9 protein-coding genes and 1 pseudogene are annotated in these 16,497 nt (G+C 72.4%); 7 read left to right on the forward strand and 3 right to left on the reverse strand.

Annotation, left to right across the window (positions count from 1 at the left end):
- Positions 1-1,023: ADP-ribosylglycohydrolase family protein (locus tag HZS56_RS34260; protein WP_216724730.1), on the reverse strand; the 1,023-nt coding region annotated here is incomplete at its 3' end.
- A gap of 267 nt (positions 1,024-1,290) precedes the next feature.
- Here HZS56_RS34260 and HZS56_RS34265 point away from each other — a divergent pair.
- The 3 genes from HZS56_RS34265 to HZS56_RS34275 all read left to right on the forward strand — a co-directional run bounded on the left by HZS56_RS34265 (position 1,291) and on the right by HZS56_RS34275 (position 8,448).
- A complete protein-coding gene (locus tag HZS56_RS34265; protein WP_216724731.1) occupies positions 1,291-2,022 on the forward strand; it encodes a VIT1/CCC1 transporter family protein in 732 nt (243 codons plus the stop codon).
- Positions 2,023-2,453: 431 nt separating this feature from the next.
- Complete coding sequence (gene gltB, locus HZS56_RS34270) at positions 2,454-6,992, forward strand: glutamate synthase large subunit (RefSeq protein ID WP_253915363.1); 4,539 nt, start codon at positions 2,454-2,456, stop codon at positions 6,990-6,992.
- Positions 6,985-8,448, forward strand: a complete 1,464-nt coding sequence (locus tag HZS56_RS34275) for a glutamate synthase subunit beta (RefSeq protein WP_216724733.1) — start codon at positions 6,985-6,987, stop codon at positions 8,446-8,448. The genes gltB and HZS56_RS34275 overlap by 8 nt, the downstream gene beginning before the upstream one ends.
- Positions 8,449-8,788: 340 nt before the next feature.
- On the opposite strand, the gene HZS56_RS34280 is transcribed toward HZS56_RS34275, so the two are convergent.
- A complete protein-coding gene (locus tag HZS56_RS34280; protein ID WP_308408225.1) occupies positions 8,789-9,688 on the reverse strand; it encodes a chitosanase in 900 nt (299 codons plus the stop codon).
- Between the two features lie 221 nt (positions 9,689-9,909).
- On the opposite strand from HZS56_RS34280, the gene HZS56_RS34285 reads away from it, so the two are divergent.
- A complete protein-coding gene (locus tag HZS56_RS34285) occupies positions 9,910-10,632 on the forward strand; it encodes a vWA domain-containing protein (protein ID WP_216724734.1) in 723 nt (240 codons plus the stop codon).
- A gap of 58 nt (positions 10,633-10,690) precedes the next feature.
- Here HZS56_RS34285 and HZS56_RS34290 read toward each other — a convergent pair whose 3' ends face one another.
- Positions 10,691-11,596, reverse strand: a complete 906-nt coding sequence (locus tag HZS56_RS34290; protein WP_216724735.1) for a hypothetical protein — start codon at positions 11,594-11,596, stop codon at positions 10,691-10,693.
- 86 nt (positions 11,597-11,682) lie between these two features.
- Here HZS56_RS34290 and HZS56_RS34295 point away from each other — a divergent pair, with 86 nt between their 5' ends.
- The 3 genes and pseudogenes from HZS56_RS34295 to HZS56_RS34305 form a co-directional block, all read left to right on the forward strand.
- Positions 11,683-12,093, forward strand: coding sequence for a chorismate mutase (locus tag HZS56_RS34295; RefSeq protein ID WP_216724736.1), 411 nt, complete (start codon positions 11,683-11,685; stop codon positions 12,091-12,093).
- 113 nt (positions 12,094-12,206) lie between these two features.
- The gene (gene pepN / locus HZS56_RS34300) at positions 12,207-14,738 is read left to right on the forward strand and encodes an aminopeptidase N (protein WP_216724737.1); all 2,532 of its coding nucleotides are present in this window, start codon (positions 12,207-12,209) and stop codon (positions 14,736-14,738) included.
- A 276-nt stretch (positions 14,739-15,014) separates the two neighbouring features.
- A pseudogene (locus HZS56_RS34305) lies at positions 15,015-16,160 on the forward strand (pyridoxal phosphate-dependent decarboxylase family protein); the annotation flags it as partial.
- Positions 16,161-16,497: the final 337 nt, after the last annotated feature.

A 16,497-nucleotide genomic window follows, 5' to 3' on the forward strand; every position in this document is an offset into this window, starting at 1 on the left:
CCCCGCTCCCGCCTCCGCTCCCCGCCCCGCCGCCCGCGTCAGCAGGTCCGCCACCTCCAGGACGTGGTGGCCGGCGATCGTCGGCAGGCAGGTGCCGCGGGCCGGGCCGATGGCCGCCGCCCAGTCGGCCGGGATCGCGGCGGCGCCGTGGGTCGCGCCGGCCAGGGCACCGGCGACCGCGGCCGTGGTGTCGGCGTCGCGGCCCATGTTGACGGCCGTCAGCACCGCGTCCGTGAAGTCGCCGTCGGCCGCCGCGTACGCGCCGAAGGCCAGGGCGACCGCCTCGGGAGCCAGGTCGGTCCAGGGGTAGCCGCCGATGACCACCGCGGAGCGGACCGCGCGTTCGCCCCGGTGGGCCGCGGTGAGCGCGCGGCGCAGGGAGCGGGCCGTCCAGGAGTCCTCCGGCACGACGGCCAGCGCGGCGGCGACGACCGCGACCGGCGGCGCCCCCGCCATCGCCGCCGCGACGCCCGCCGCCACCGCCTGGCCTCCGTAGATGCCCTCGCCGTCGTGGCTGACCGAGCCGTCGATCGCCGCGAGCCGGGCGGCTTCGGCGGGCCGGCCCGCCGCGAACACGCCGTGCGGCGCGGCCCGCATCGCCAGTCCGTCGCTCCAGGCATGGCGGTGCTGGGCGGAGATGGGGGCGGCGAGGCCGCGGCGCAGGTTCTCCAGGGTGCCGCGTTCGCTGAAGCCGGCGCCCCGGAACGGCCCCTCGTCCCGGTCCGCGATCCACTCGTGCCAGGCCGCCCCCACCCGGGCCGGTGTGAGCCCGGAGCCGTACCGGGCCAGCAGCAGGCCCGAGAAGATCGCGTACTCGGTGTCGTCGGTACCGGCGGGCCGCTCGGCCACGTATCCCGTGATGCGGCCCCAGCGGGCGCGGATCTCGGAGGGCTTCATGTTCTCGGCCGGTGCCCCGAGGGCGTCCCCGACGGCCAGTCCGAGCAGTGCGCCCCGGGCCCGTTCGACCGGTCCGGCGTCGCCCCGGGGTGCGGGGGCCGGGGGAATGCAGGCGATGGATGCCATGCGGCCTCTCCTCTCCCTCTGCCTCTCCCTCTGCGCATCTGTCCCCGGTGCGTCGGGTGCCGCAGCCTCCCGGGCCGCAGCGTCACCCGGTCGACATCCCCACGAGCAAGATCACGCAGCGGTCCGGAAGGGTAAAACCGCAGGTAAGCCCAGCCTTTCCTTGCTGGCGGCGCGGAAATGAACGGCGTAGATTGAGTGTTGTCGAAAGATAGAACGAGTCCAAAGTGGCTGGCTCGGCCGGCCCCACCAGTCCCCCGGGGGAATCCCATGGCCATCATCGAAACCGAGGCGCCGCTGCACGAGGCGCACCGTGACAACCACACCCACCGCGACGTGAACGGCGGCTGGCTGCGCCCCGCCGTCTTCGGCGCGATGGACGGCCTCGTCTCCAACCTCGCCCTGATGACCGGTGTGGCGGGCGGTACGGCCAGTCAGCAGACCGTGGTGATCAGCGGCCTCGCCGGGCTCGCCGCCGGCGCCTTCTCCATGGCCGCCGGCGAGTACACCTCCGTCGCCTCCCAGCGCGAGCTGGTCGAGGCCGAGCTGGACGTGGAGCGCCGCGAGCTGCGCAAGCACCCGGCGGACGAGGAGGCCGAGCTGGCCGCGCTCTACGAGGCCCGCGGCGTCGAGCCGCACCTCGCGCGCCAGGTGGCCCGCCAGCTGTCCAGCGACCCCGAGCAGGCGCTGGAGATACACGCCCGCGAGGAACTCGGCATCGACCCCTCCGACCTGCCGTCGCCGCTGGTCGCGGCCGTGTCGTCGTTCGGGTCCTTCGCGCTGGGCGCCCTGCTGCCCGTCCTGCCGTTCCTGCTCGGCGCCGGTGCGCTGTGGCCCGCGGTGCTGCTCGCGCTGGCCGGGCTCTTCCTGTGCGGAGCGGTGGTCGCCAAGGTGACGGCCCGCAGCTGGTGGTACAGCGGCCTGCGGCAGCTCGCGCTCGGCGGCGCGGCGGCCGGTGTGACGTACGCCCTGGGCAGCCTGTTCGGGACGGCCGTAGGATAGTCCGGCCCCGAACTTATGCGAGGGACCGCATAAGTAGCCGTTACTGGCTGGTTTCGAGTGCGTAATCTCCGGGCATGAGCCGTAAGCGCTGCGGGCAAAGAAGCTCGCCGCGCGCCCGTGGAGCGGGCGACGACGCTTCCTCCACCCTCTCGGACCGACGGACATCGATCTGTGCGCTTCGGTCTCCACAGCTTTCCCCGCCGGGCGCGGTACCCCCGCCGCACCCCTCCGGCGTCCGCATGTTGGAACGGATTGTCCCGTTTACCGAGAACCAATCCATCATGTAACCTGCACCAGCTTTTGCACCGAACCGCAGAGGGCCAGCGTCGTCCCTCGGCACCCGCACATGCCAGATGACGACGACGGGAGAGCCGATGCGTACGCCGCGCCAGCCGTCCCAGCATTCCGCGAGTGGCCAGAACTGGTCCTTCATGGATGCTCGCCCTGCCGCGCAGGGTATGTACGACCCCCGCAACGAGCACGACGCCTGCGGCGTCGGTTTCGTCGCCACTCTCACCGGCGAGGCGTCCCACACCCTGGTCGACCAGGCACTCACCGTGCTGCGCAACCTGGAGCACCGCGGCGCCACCGGCTCCGAACCGGACTCGGGCGACGGCGCGGGCATCCTCTCCCAGGTGCCGGACGCCTTCTTCCGCGAGGTGGCCGGATTCCAACTGCCCGAGGCCGGCGCGTACGCCGCCGGCATCGCCTTCCTGCCCGGCGACGGCACCGAGGACGCCGTCGCCCGGATCGAGGCGATCGCGGCCGAGGAGGGCCTCACCGTCCTCGGCTGGCGCGAGGTCCCGGTCGCCCCGCAGCTGCTCGGCGCCACCGCCCGCTCGACCATGCCGGTCTTCCGCCAGATCTTCGTCAGCGACGGCACCTCGCACGGCATCGCGCTCGACCGCCACGCCTTCGCGCTGCGCAAGCGCGCCGAGCGCGAGGCGGGCGTCTACTTCCCGTCACTGTCCGCGCGGACCATCGTCTACAAGGGCATGCTCACCACCGGCCAGCTGGAGCCCTTCTTCCCGGACCTGTCCGACCGCCGCTTCGCCTCCGCGATCGCGCTCGTGCACTCCCGGTTCTCCACCAACACCTTCCCGAGCTGGCCGCTCGCCCACCCGTACCGCTTCGTCGCGCACAACGGCGAGATCAACACGGTCAAGGGCAACCGCAACTGGATGCGCGCCCGCGAGTCCCAGCTCGCCTCCGGCCTGTTCGGCTCGTCCTCCGACCTCGAGCGGATCTTCCCGGTCTGTACGCCGGACGCCTCCGACTCCGCCTCCTTCGACGAGGTCCTGGAGCTGCTCCACCTCGGCGGGCGTTCGCTGCCGCACTCCGTGCTGATGATGATCCCGGAGGCGTGGGAGAACCACGACTCGATGGACGCGGACCGGCGCGCCTTCTACCAGTTCCACTCCACGATGATGGAACCCTGGGACGGCCCCGCCTGCGTCACCTTCACCGACGGCACCCAGGTCGGCGCCGTACTCGACCGCAACGGTCTGCGCCCCGGCCGCTACTGGGTCACCGACGACGGCCTCGTCGTCCTCGGCTCCGAGGTCGGCGTCCTCGACATCGACCCCGCCAAGGTCGTCCGCAAGGGCCGCCTGCAGCCCGGCCGCATGTTCCTCGTGGACACCGCCGAGCACCGCATCATCGAGGACGACGAGATCAAGGCACAGCTCGCCGCCGAGCAGCCCTACGCCGAGTGGATCGACGCCGGCGAGATCGAGCTGTCCGACCTGCCCGAGCGCGAGCACATCGTGCACACCCACGCCTCGGTCACCCGCCGCCAGCAGACCTTCGGGTACACCGAGGAGGAGCTGCGCGTCATCCTCGCGCCGATGGCCAAGGCCGGCGCCGAGCCGATCGGCTCCATGGGCACCGACTCGCCCATCGCCGCGCTCTCCGACCGCCCCCGGCTGCTCTTCGACTACTTCACCCAGCTCTTCGCGCAGGTCACCAACCCGCCGCTGGACGCCATCCGCGAGGAACTGGTCACCTCGCTGCGCTCCTCACTGGGCCCCCAGGGCAACCTGCTCGACCCGACGGCCGCCTCCTGCCGCAGCGTCCTGCTGCCCTTCCCGGTCATCGACAACGACGAGCTGGCCAAGCTCATCCACATCAACGCCGACGGCGACATGCCCGGCTTCAAGGCCGCCACCCTCTCCGGCCTCTACCGCGTGCACGGCGGCGGCGACTCGCTGGCCGCCCGCATCCAGGAGATCTGCGCCGAGACCGACGCCGCCATCGAGAACGGCGCCCGGCTGATCGTCCTGTCCGACCGCCACTCCGACGCCGAGCACGCGCCGATCCCGTCGCTGCTGCTCACCGCCGCCGTCCACCACCACCTCATCCGCACCAAGCAGCGCACCGAGGTGGGCCTGCTGGTCGAGGCCGGCGACGTCCGCGAGGTCCACCACGTCGCCCTGCTCATCGGCTTCGGCGCCGCCGCGGTCAACCCCTACCTCGCCATGGAGTCCGTCGAGGACCTGGTCCGGGCCGGCACCTTCCTGCCCGGCGCCGAGCCCGAGCAGGCCATCCGCAACCTGATCCACGCCCTCGGCAAGGGCGTCCTCAAGGTCATGTCCAAGATGGGCATCTCCACCGTCGCCTCCTACCGCGGTGCCCAGGTCTTCGAGGCCGTCGGCCTGGACGAGGAGTTCGTCGAGAAGTACTTCAACGGCACCACCACCAAGATCGGCGGCGTCGGCATCGACGTCGTCGCCCAGGAGGTCGCCGCCCGCCACGCCAAGGCGTACCCGGCCAGCGGCATCGCGCCCGCCCACCGCACCCTGGAGATCGGCGGCGAGTACCAGTGGCGCCGCGAGGGCGAACCCCACCTGTTCGACCCGGAGACGGTCTTCCGCCTCCAGCACTCCACGCGCTCCGGCGAGTACGACATCTTCAAGAAGTACACCGAGCGCGTCAACGAGCAGTCCGAGCGGCTGATGACGCTGCGCGGCCTCTTCGGCTTCACGTCGGACCGGCAGCCGGTCCCGCTCGACGAGGTCGAGCCCGTCTCCGAGATCGTCAAGCGCTTCTCCACCGGCGCCATGTCGTACGGCTCCATCTCCCAGGAGGCGCACGAGACCCTCGCCATCGCCATGAACCAGCTGGGCGGCAAGTCCAACACCGGTGAGGGCGGCGAGGACCCCGAGCGCCTGTACGACCCGGCGCGCCGCTCCAGCATCAAGCAGGTCGCCTCCGGCCGCTTCGGCGTCACCAGCGAGTACCTGGTCAACGCCGACGACATCCAGATCAAGATGGCCCAGGGCGCCAAGCCCGGCGAGGGCGGCCAGCTGCCCGGCCACAAGGTGTACCCCTGGGTCGCCAAGACCCGGCACAGCACCCCCGGCGTCGGGCTGATCTCCCCGCCGCCGCACCACGACATCTACTCCATCGAGGACCTCGCCCAGCTGATCCACGACCTGAAGAACGCGAACCCGCAGGCGCGGATCCACGTCAAGCTGGTCTCCGAGGTCGGCGTCGGCACGGTCGCCGCGGGCGTGTCCAAGGCGCACGCGGACGTGGTGCTCATCTCCGGCCACGACGGCGGCACCGGCGCCTCCCCGCTGACCTCGCTCAAGCACGCGGGCGGCCCCTGGGAGCTGGGCCTCGCCGAGACCCAGCAGACCCTGCTCCTCAACGGCCTGCGCGACCGCATCGTCGTGCAGACCGACGGCCAGCTCAAGACCGGCCGCGACGTCGTCATCGCCGCGCTGCTCGGCGCCGAGGAGTTCGGCTTCGCCACCGCGCCGCTCGTCGTCTCCGGCTGCGTCATGATGCGCGTCTGCCACCTGGACACCTGCCCCGTCGGCATCGCCACCCAGAACCCGGTCCTGCGCGACCGGTTCTCCGGCAAGGCCGAGTACATCGTGAACTTCTTCCGGTTCATCGCCGAAGAGGTCCGCGAGATCCTCGCCGAGCTGGGCTACCGCTCCATCGAGGAGGCCGTCGGCCACGCCGAGACCCTCGACGTGACCCGCGCCGTCGACCACTGGAAGGCACAGGGCCTCGACCTGGAACCGCTGTTCCACGTGCCCGCGCTGGCCGAGGGCGCGGCCCGCCACCAGGCCGTCGGCCAGGACCACGGCCTGGAGAAGGCACTCGACAACGAGCTGATCAAGCTCGCCTCCGACGCCCTGTCCGCCGCGGACGCCGCCCAGGCCTCCCCCGTGCGCGCCCAGGTCGCCATCCGCAACATCAACCGCACCGTCGGCACCATGCTCGGCCACGAGGTGACCAAGAAGTTCGGCGGCGCCGGCCTGCCCGACGACACCGTCGACATCACCTTCACCGGCTCCGCCGGCCAGTCCTTCGGCGCCTTCGTCCCCCGCGGCGTCACGCTGCGCCTGGAGGGCGACGCCAACGACTACGTCGGCAAGGGCCTCTCCGGCGGCCGCGTGATCGTCCGCCCCGACCGCGGCGCCGACCACCTCGCCGAGTACTCCACCATCGCCGGCAACACCATCGGCTACGGCGCCACCGGCGGCGAGATGTTCCTGCGCGGCAAGGTCGGCGAACGCTTCTGCGTCCGCAACTCCGGCGCACTGGTCGTCTCCGAGGGCGTCGGCGACCACGGCTGCGAGTACATGACCGGCGGCCACGCCGTCGTCCTCGGCGAGACCGGCCGCAACTTCGCGGCCGGCATGTCCGGCGGCATCGCCTACGTCGTCGACCTCGACCCGGACAACGTCAACGCCGGCAACGCCGGCGCCGTACAGACCCTGGACGACGCCGACCAGGACTGGCTGCACGACGTGGTGCGCCGCCACGCCGAGGAGACCGGGTCCACGGTCGCCCGGAAGCTGCTCGCCGACTGGTCCGCCGCCGTGCGGCGCTTCAGCAAGATCATCCCCAGCACGTACCAGGCAGTGCTCGCCGCCAAGGACGCCGCCGAGCGAGACGGTCTCTCCGAGTCCGAGATCACCGAGAAGATGATGGAGGCGGCGACCAATGGCTGACCCCAAGGGCTTTCTGAACCACGGCCGCGAAGTCGCCACGTCCCGGCCGGTCGACGAACGCGTCAAGGACTGGAACGAGGTCTACGTCCCCGGCTCCCTGCTGCCGATCATCAGCAAGCAGGCCAGCCGCTGCATGGACTGCGGCATCCCGTTCTGCCACAACGGCTGCCCCCTCGGGAACCTGATCCCCGAGTGGAACGACTACGCCTACCGAGAGGACTGGTCGGCGGCGTCCGAGCGGCTGCACGCCACCAACAACTTCCCGGAGTTCACCGGCCGCCTGTGCCCGGCCCCGTGCGAGTCGGCGTGCGTCCTCGGCATCAACCAGCCGCCGGTCACCATCAAGAACGTCGAGGTCTCCATCATCGACAAGGCGTGGGAGACCGGGGACGTCGCCCCGCGCATCCCCGAGCGCCTGTCCGGCAAGACCGTCGCCGTCATCGGCTCGGGACCCGCCGGTCTCGCCGCCGCCCAGCAGCTCACCCGGGCCGGCCACACCGTCGCCGTCTACGAGCGCGCGGACCGCATCGGCGGCCTCCTGCGGTACGGCATCCCCGAGTTCAAGATGGAGAAGCGGCACATCAACCGGCGCATCGAGCAGATGCGCGCCGAGGGCACCCGCTTCCGCACCGGCGTCGAGATCGGCCGCGACCTGAGCGCCACCGACCTCAAGAAGCGCTACGACGCGGTCGTCGTCGCCGCCGGCTCCACCACCGCCCGCGACCTGCCCGTCCCCGGCCGCGAGCTGAACGGCATCCACCAGGCGATGGAGTACCTGCCCCTGGCCAACAAGGTCCAGGAGGGCGACTACGTCTCCCCGCCCCTGACCGCCGAGGGCAAGCACGTCGTCGTCATCGGCGGCGGCGACACCGGCGCCGACTGCGTGGGCACCGCCCACCGCCAGGGCGCGGCCTCCGTCACCCAGCTGGAGATCATGCCCCGGCCGGGCGAGGAGCGGAACCCGCTCGCACAGCCGTGGCCGACCTTCCCGATGCTGTACAAGGTCACCAGCGCCCACGAGGAGGGCGGCGAGCGCGTCTACGCCGTCTCCACCACCCACTTCGAGGGCGACGAGGACGGCAACGTCCAGTGGCTGCACCTGACCGAGGTCGAGTTCGTCGACGGCAAGCTCACCCCGAAGCCGGGCACCGAGCGCAAGATCCCCGCCCAGCTGGTCACCCTCGCCATGGGCTTCACCGGCACCGACAAGGAGAACGGCCTCGTCGACCAGTTCGGCCTGGAGCTCGACGCACGCGGTAACATCGCCCGCGACGCCGACTTCCAGACCAACGTGCCGGGTGTGTTCGTCGCCGGTGACGCCGGCCGCGGCCAGTCGCTCATCGTCTGGGCGATCGCCGAGGGCCGCTCGGCCGCGCGCGGCGCCGACCGCTTCCTGACCGGGGCCAGCGACCTGCCGGCCCCGATCCGCCCGACCGACCGCGCCCTCGCGGTCTGACGGACGGGACACGCCGGAGCCGGCACGCCCCGAGAGGGGACAGCCGGGGCCGGGCACGACCGGAGCCGGAACGCCCGGACACGGGCCGACCGGAGCCGGACAACCGAAAAGCGTCCCGCACAATGGCGTGCGGAACACTGATGGCGCCTGCCCCGTCCCCGACCGGACACCGGGCAGGCGCTGTCGCATGCTCGGGGCACCCGGCGCGCCGCCCCAACGGGCACCCGGCGCGCCGTCCCAAGGGGAGGCACCTGGCGCGGTGCCCCAAGGGGGAGGCACCTGGCGCGGCGCCCCCTACGGCATCTTGCAGGTGCCCCCTGCGGCACCTTGCAGGTGTGCCCTACGGCACCTTGTAGGTGTCCCCGTACATCTCCCACACCAGCGGCGTCGACAGATCCAGGTTCCCGGCCTTCAGGAAGCGCCGCTGGGCCGTGTCGATCCGGGACGCGTCGATGCCCGGACGCTTGGACTCCATGGCGGCGCGGCGCACGTCCAGGAAGGTCTTCAGGAAGGCCTTCTCCGAGCCGCCCTGCCCCGGCGTCCTCGCCTCCCGCAGGGCCTGCTCGCGCACCCCGTAGAACCCCTCGGCGTCCGTGTCCGGGCCGTGGAAGACCATCGCGTCGAAGTACACGAACTGGCCCAGCGTGCCCAGGCCGTCCAGCTTGGCCAGGCGGACCGCCGGTTCGAAGTAGACCCGGTCGCGCTCCTCCTCCTGCGCCTCGCGGAACGCCGGGACCTCCGCCTCGGCCTGCCAGGCCGCCGTGAACCCCGGGTCCAGCCCCTCGTGCGAGTCGCTGCCGTCGACCTCGCGCAGAGCGGGCAGGTACCTCGCCAGGCCGTTGTCCGGGTGGTCCTCGGTGTAGCGCTCGACCAGGGTGAGCAGGTCGTGGGTGCCGGTGCAGAAACCGATGATGCCCGCGGTGTAGCCGTCGCCCTCCCCGGGGTCCTCGATGGTGCCGTAGGCGGTGCGCCACTCGGTCGTCGAGTTCTCGGCGCTGGACACCAGCTGCTGGGCCAGTTCCTTCTTCGCCGGGGCGGCCAGCCCGGGCGGCAGGTCGGCGATCAGCTCGTCGTCCGCCTCGCGCTCCTTCTCCGCCCGGTTCTTGGCGTCCTCGCGGGACTGCGCCGTGGCCGCGGGCGGGGTGACCGGGGCGTTGGCCGAGTCCGACGGCAGCACGAAGTACACCCCCGTCGCGATCACGGGGACGGCCGCCAGGAGCAGCACTCCGGCACGTTTCACTGCGGGATACCTCCGCTGGACGGACGGTGAGCCGGTGGGGACGGCGACGGACAAGCCGGTGGGGACGGCTGCGTACAGCCGATGGGAACGGCGGCGTACAGCCGACGGGGGCGGCGGCGAACAAAATAGCGAATGCCGGTGGACGGGCCGGGAGGCGGGGTCGGCCGTGGCGTACCCTCGGCAGCCGAAGCCGCAAGTCCAGGGGTGACGGGGGAATCCGCATGGCCGCGATCAGTCTCACCAAGGTGCAGGAGACGGCACCCGCGCTCGTCGACCTGTACAAGAGCGCCGGGGTGTCGCTGACCAAGCACGGACTGCAGGAGACCCGCGCCGCGGTCTACCTCGTCGTCGACTACTCCGGGTCGATGAAGCCGTACTACAAGGACGGCACCGTGCAGGCCCTCGCCGACCGGGTGCTCGGCCTCTCCGCCCACCTCGACGACGACGGCACCGTCCCGGTGGTGTTCTTCTCCACCGACGTCGACGCGGTCACCGAGATCGCCCTCGCCGACCACCACGGACGGATCGAGCAGATCGTGGCCGGCCTCGGACACATGGGGAAGACCAGCTACCACCTGGCCATGGACGCCGTCATCGACCACTACCTCGACAGCGGCGCCCGCCACCCCGCCCTGGTCGTCTTCCAGACCGACGGCGGCCCGGTCAGCCGGCTCGCCGCCGAGCGCTACCTGTGCAAGGCGGCACGCCTGCCGCTGTTCTGGCAGTTCGTCGGCTTCGGCGACCCGGGCAGCCGGCAGTTCGAGTACCTGCGCAAGCTCGACGAACTGGCCGTGCCGGACAAGCGGGTCGTCGACAACGCGGGCTTCTTCCACGCGGGCCGCGACCCGCGCGAGGTGAGCGACGCCGAACTGTACGACCGGCTGGTCGGCGAATTCCCCAAGTGGCTCGTGGACGCGCGCGCCCAGGGCATCGTACGGCCCTGACGCCCGCCGCCCTGACGCCCGGCCGCCCCGGCACGCAGGCAGCGCCGCGCCCCGCACCCTACGTGTCGCACTCCAGCACCGTCCGGCACAGCCCGCACCGCGCCCGGACCCGCCCCCGCACCGGCACCCTGATCCGCTGATGACACGTCGGGCACGGGAACGACACCCGCAGCGGGCCCCGGTCCTGCGACGTGAACGAGTACGGTCCGCCCGCCGGAAGAACAGCGGCGCCGCGCGGATGCCGATCCTGGGCGTGCCGCCGGTCCCGCGCGTAACGGCGGCGGCCCGTCCAGCCGGCCGCCGTCAGCGGCGGCTGCTGCTCGTCCCGCCGGGCCCGCGCAAGGCCCTTGCCGTACGCCGTGTACGCCTGCGGGCTCGTGAACCAGACCGACGGATCCTCACCGAACAGCAGCGCCCGCTTGGCCAGCACGTACCCGAACTCCTCCGGCGTCAGGTACCCGAGCTTCTGCGAGGACGCCCCGTCCTCCCGGAAGGCGTCGAGGAGCAGCCAGCCCGCGCCCAGGTACGTCGTCGCCGTGTCGGTGAGGATCTCGTTGTCCCGGGTGCCGGGGAAGGACAGGTCGAGACGGTGCAGATAGACGTGCATCACCTCGTGGGCGAGGGCCGCGCCGATGTCCCGGCGGTGGGTGCGGAAGCGGTCGTTCAGCTCGATGAAGTACTCAGGCCCCGCCGTCAGCTCCACGTTCGCCGCATGCGTCATCTCACGAAAGGAAACGATCATGCGGGCGTCGGGCAACCGGTAGTGCCGCACCAACTCGTGCGCCACCCGCTGCGCGCCCAGATACAGGTCGTCGGTGTCGCAGAACGCCACGTCGGCCGGCGGCACGCTGACCGAGAACGCCTGCACCGTGTCGTACGACAGCCGTCTGTACAGGGCGGTCACCGCCTGCCGTACCGTCTCCAGGTGCGGAAAGCCGTGCTCCACCGGTCCACCGTTCGCCACGCCCGACCCCCAAGACGCCTGAACCCTGCCTCCACTGTACGAGACGGCCTGCGACGCCGGGCCCGGCGCCCGTAGGGTGTGCGCCCATGACCACCAGCAACACCGGTACCGGAGCCGACGACCCCGCCGTCCGCGAGGAACTGGCCCGGTTGCGGGACAGCATCGACAACATCGACGCGGCCGTCGTCCACATGCTCGCCGAGCGCTTCAAGTGCACCCAGCAAGTCGGCCTCCTCAAGGCCCACCACCAGCTGCCGCCCGCCGACCCGACCCGCGAGGCCAAGCAGATCGCCCGGCTGCGGACCCTCGCCGAGAGCGCCAAGCTGGATCCGGCGTTCGCCGAGAAGTTCCTCAACTTCATCATCGCCGAGGTGATCCACCACCACGAGCGCATCGCGGACGACAACGGCAACGGCAACAGTGACCTCAACAGCAACGCCCACACCGACGGCAACACCCGCACCGGCCCGAACGGCACCCGCCCCGCCACCGGCTGAGACCCCAGCCACCCGGCGCGCGCCCCCGGGGCGCACGCCGCGGCGGACCGGACATACGCCACGTACCGAACCGCCTCTGTGCGCTGCCCACCGCATCAGGCAGCATGTCGTGCATGTCCGTACTGACGCGCGACGAAGCGCAGACCCGCTCCCGGCTCCTCGACGTCCACCACTACGCGATCGACCTCGATCTGACCCGTGGTGACGAGACCTTCGACTCCCGTACCGTCATCCGGTTCACCGTCCGCGGCGACACCGGCACCACGGACACGTTCGTCGAGGTCAAGCCCGCGGAACTGCGCTCCGTCACCCTCGACGGACAACCCCTCGACCCGGCCGGCCTCGACGACAACCGGCTCACCCTGAAGAACCTCGCCCCCGGCGAACACGAACTGCGCGTCGACGCCGCCATGCGCTACTCCCGCACCGGCGAGGGCATGCACCGCTTCACCGACCCCGCCGACGACGAGACCTACCTCTACACCCAGATGTTCCTGGACGACGTCCAGCGCGTCTTCGCCGCCTTCGACCAGCCCGACCTCAAAGCCGTCTTCGACCTGACCGTCACCGCACCCGAAGGCTGGACCGTCCTCGCCAACGGCACCACCGAACACACCGGCGACGGCCACTGGAAGGCCGCCACCACCCCCCTCATCTCCACCTACCTCGTCGCCCTCGCCGCCGGCCCCTGGCACTCCCTGCGCACCGAACACCGCGGCCTGCCCTTCGGCATCCACTGCCGCCGCTCCCTCGCCGAACACCTGGACACCGACGCCGACGAACTCTTCGAGATCACCCGCGCCTGCTTCGACCGGTACCACGAGAAGTTCGACGAGCCCTACCCCTTCGACTCCTACGACCAGGCGTTCGTCCCCGAGTTCAACGCCGGCGCCATGGAGAACCCCGGACTGGTCACCTTCCGCGACGAGTTCGTCTTCCGCTCCGCCGTCACCGACACCCAGCGGCAGACCCGGGCCATGGTCATCGCCCACGAGATGGCCCACATGTGGTTCGGCGACCTGGTCACCCTGCGCTGGTGGGACGACATCTGGCTGAACGAGTCCTTCGCCGAGTACATGGGCTACCAGACCACCGCCGAAGTCAGCCTTGGGGGGTCTGGGGGGACTCCCCCCAGAAAGTGGGGCGTCCACACCTGGACCGACTTCGGCGTCAGCCGCAAAGCCTGGGGCTACGACGCCGACCAGCGCCCCTCCACCCACCCCGTCGCCCCCGAAAACGTCGAGGACACCGCCTCCGCCCTCCTCAACTTCGACGGCATCTCCTACGCCAAGGGCGCCTCCGCCCTGCGCCAGCTCGTCCACTGGCTCGGCGAGAAGGACTTCCTGGCCGGCATCAACACCCACTTCGAACGCCACAAGTTCGCCAACGCCTCCCTCGCCGATTTCATCGACTCCCTCGCCGCCGCCACCGACCGCGACGTCCACGCCTGGGCCGACGCCTGGCTGCGCACCACCGGAGTCGACACCCTCACCCCCCGCGTCACCGGCGACAACGGCGACCGCGTACTCGAAGCCGGCCGGCGCGGCGAACGCCCCCACCGCATCGCCGTCGGCCTCTACGACCGCGACCACACCGACGAAGGCCGCCTCAGCCTGCGCGAACGCCTCGACCTCGACCTCCCCCAGGACGAACCCCGGCCCATCGGCAAACTCCCCGCACTCGTCGTCCTCAACGACGGCGACCTGAGCTACGCCAAGGTCCGCTTCGACACCGAGTCCTTCCGGACGATCCGCGAGAGCCTCTCCGGCCTCCCCGACCCCCTCACCCGGGCCGTGGTCTGGAACGCCCTGAGGGACGCCGTCCGCGACGGTGAACTCCCCGCCGCCACCTACCAGGAGATCGCCCGCGCCCACCTCCCCCACGAGACCGACCTCGCACTCGTCGACGGCGTCCTCGCCTTCGCCGCCGGCCAGGTCGCCGACCGCTACGTCACCCCCGAGCAGCGGCCCGCCGCCCTCACCGTCCTCGCCGAACTCTGCCGCGACCTCATCCGCCGCACCGAGGACGGCGACAACCCCGGCCTGCGCCTGATCGCCGTACGCCACCGCATCGACGCCGCCGCCCACCCCGACACCATCGCCGCCTGGCTCACCGACGGCACCGTGCCCGGCGGCCCCGAACTCGACCCCGAACTGCGCTGGCGCATCCTCACCCGCCTCGCCGTACTCGGCGCCACCGACGAGGCCGCCATCGCCGCCGAACTCGCCCGCGACCCGAGCGCCACCGGCCAGGAGGGCGCCGCCCGCTGCCGCGCCGCACTGCCCGACGCCGAGGCCAAGAGCCGCGCCTGGGAGGCCATGTTCGCCACCGACGACCTCTCCAACTACCTGTTCACCGCCACCGCCCAGGGCTTCTGGCAGCCCGAACAGGCCGACCTCGTACGGGACTACGTACCGCGCTACTTCGCCGAGGCCGTCGCGGTCGCCGCCCGCCGCGGCCCCGCCATCGCCGACGCCGCCGGCCGCTGGGCCTTCCCCGGCCACGCCGTCGACGCCGACACCCTCCGCCTGGGCGAGCAGTGCCTCGCCGACGCCGACCCCGTCCCCGCCCTGCGCCGCAAGCTCACCGACCAGCTCGACGACCTGGCACGCGCGCTGCGGGTCCGCGAGGCGGCCACACGCTGACCCGGGACGGACGGCGGACAGGGGAAAAGAGCGGAGAGCGGAGAGCGGGGGAGCAGGGAGCGGGGGAGACGGAAAAGGGAGGAGAGCGAGGAGGGGGAGGAGAGGGAGAGAAGGAGAGAAGGAGAGAAGGGCAGAGGAGAGAAGGGCAGAGGGAAGGTAAGCGGGGGAGACCCGTCGACGGGTCCCCCTTTCGGGTAGTGATCGTTGGGCTGTCCGGGTGTACGCACACGTTCGCGTACAAGCTGGAGTCCCAGTCCCGCGCCCGGAGGACCGCCCATGGGCATCCCGCCCCTCGCCTCGGGCCCGCAGGGCACCGACGCCCTGCCGGCCCTGCTGGACACCGTGCTCGACGCCCTGCGCACCGGTACGGCAGCACGCCGCGGCCCACTGCCCCCGGGCGGGCCCGACGCCGTCGTCGCCCAGGTGGCGGACGCCGTCGGCGACATCCTGCCCCGCCACGGAGACCCCGAGGCGCTCCGCGTCCTGGTCACCGCCCTGGCCGAGGGCGCCGCCGACCTCGCCGCCAGCGTCCTCAACCCCTCCCTCGACTCCTGGGACCAGGCGCCCGCCGCCACCGCCCTGGAAGCCCTCTTCACCCGCGCCCTCGCCCGGGAGACCGGTGCCGCCGACGCGCTCGTCACCACCGGCGGCACCGAGTCCAACCACCTCGCCGTCCTGCTCGCCCGCGAAGCCCTCGGCACCGGACTGCGCGTGGTCCACGGCGCAGCCGCCCACCACTCCGTACACCGCGCCGCCTGGCTCCTCGGCCTGCCCCAGATCGCCGACCGCTGCGCCGCCCACCGCGCCCGCCTGCACACCGACGCCGCCTACGGCGCCGGCCTCCTCTTCAGCGAACGGCGCCGAACCCTGCTCACGGGACTGGAAGCCGCCGACACCGTCGCCCTCGACCTGCACAAACTCGGCTGGCAGCCGATCCCCGCCGGCCTCCTCACCGTCAAGGACACCCGCGACCTCGCCGCCCTCCACCACCGCGCCGACTACCTCAACGCCGACGACGACACCGACGCCGGACTCCCCGACCTCCTCGCCCGCTCCCCGCGCACCAGCCGCCGCCCCGACGTCCTCAAGGCCGCCGTCACCCTCAAGACCCTCGGCCGCACCGGCCTCGGCGCGCTCGTCGACACGGTCTGCGACCTGGCCGAGGAGCTCGCCTCCCTCATCCACGACCGCCCCGGGCTCGCACTGCACGCCCCGCCCACCCTCAGCACCGTCCTCTTCCGGCCCACCCGCGCCACCGACGCCACCGTCGCCGCCGTACGCCGCACCCTGCTCACCACCGGCCGCGCCGTCCTCGGCCGGGCCCGCGCCGACGGCCGCCTCTGGCTCAAGGCCACCCTCCTCAACCCCCACACCCGCCGCGCCGACCTGGCCACGCTCCTCACCCTCGTCGAAACCTTCACCGAAGCCGAAACCCGGGGAAAAACCGAAGCCCAGGTTGAAGCCGAAACCCAGGGAGAAGCCGAAGCCCCGCCCCCGCCCTCATCCGCATCCTCATCTGCATCCGCAACCGCACCGGAAGGACACCCCCCCCCCCCCCCCCCCCGCGCGGGCGGGGCGCGGGGGGGCGGCGGCGCGGGGGGGGGGGGGGGGGGGGGGGGGCGCGGGGGGGGGGGGGGGGGGGGCGGGGGGGGGGGGGGGCGGGGGGGGGGGGCGCGGGGGGGGGGGGGCCGGGGGCGCGGCCGCGGGGGGGGGGGGGGGGGGGGGGGGGGGGGGGGGGCGCGCCGGGCGGCGCCCCGCC

Source organism: Streptomyces mayonensis (assembly GCF_018982965.1).
Classification (GTDB): Bacteria; Actinomycetota; Actinomycetes; order Streptomycetales; family Streptomycetaceae; genus Streptomyces; species Streptomyces mayonensis.

Bases quoted from the DNA above. Each gene is read 5' to 3' on its own strand.
- HZS56_RS34295 (WP_216724736.1), top strand. From the start codon at position 11,683: ATGACCACCAGCAACACCGGTACCGGAGCCGACGACCCCGCCGTCCGC.
- HZS56_RS34275 (WP_216724733.1), top strand. From the start codon at position 6,985: ATGGCTGACCCCAAGGGCTTTCTGAACCACGGCCGCGAAGTCGCCACG.
- pepN (WP_216724737.1), top strand. From the start codon at position 12,207: ATGTCCGTACTGACGCGCGACGAAGCGCAGACCCGCTCCCGGCTCCTC.
- HZS56_RS34265 (WP_216724731.1), top strand. From the start codon at position 1,291: ATGGCCATCATCGAAACCGAGGCGCCGCTGCACGAGGCGCACCGTGAC.
- gltB (WP_253915363.1), top strand. From the start codon at position 2,454: ATGGATGCTCGCCCTGCCGCGCAGGGTATGTACGACCCCCGCAACGAG.
- HZS56_RS34285 (WP_216724734.1), top strand. From the start codon at position 9,910: ATGGCCGCGATCAGTCTCACCAAGGTGCAGGAGACGGCACCCGCGCTC.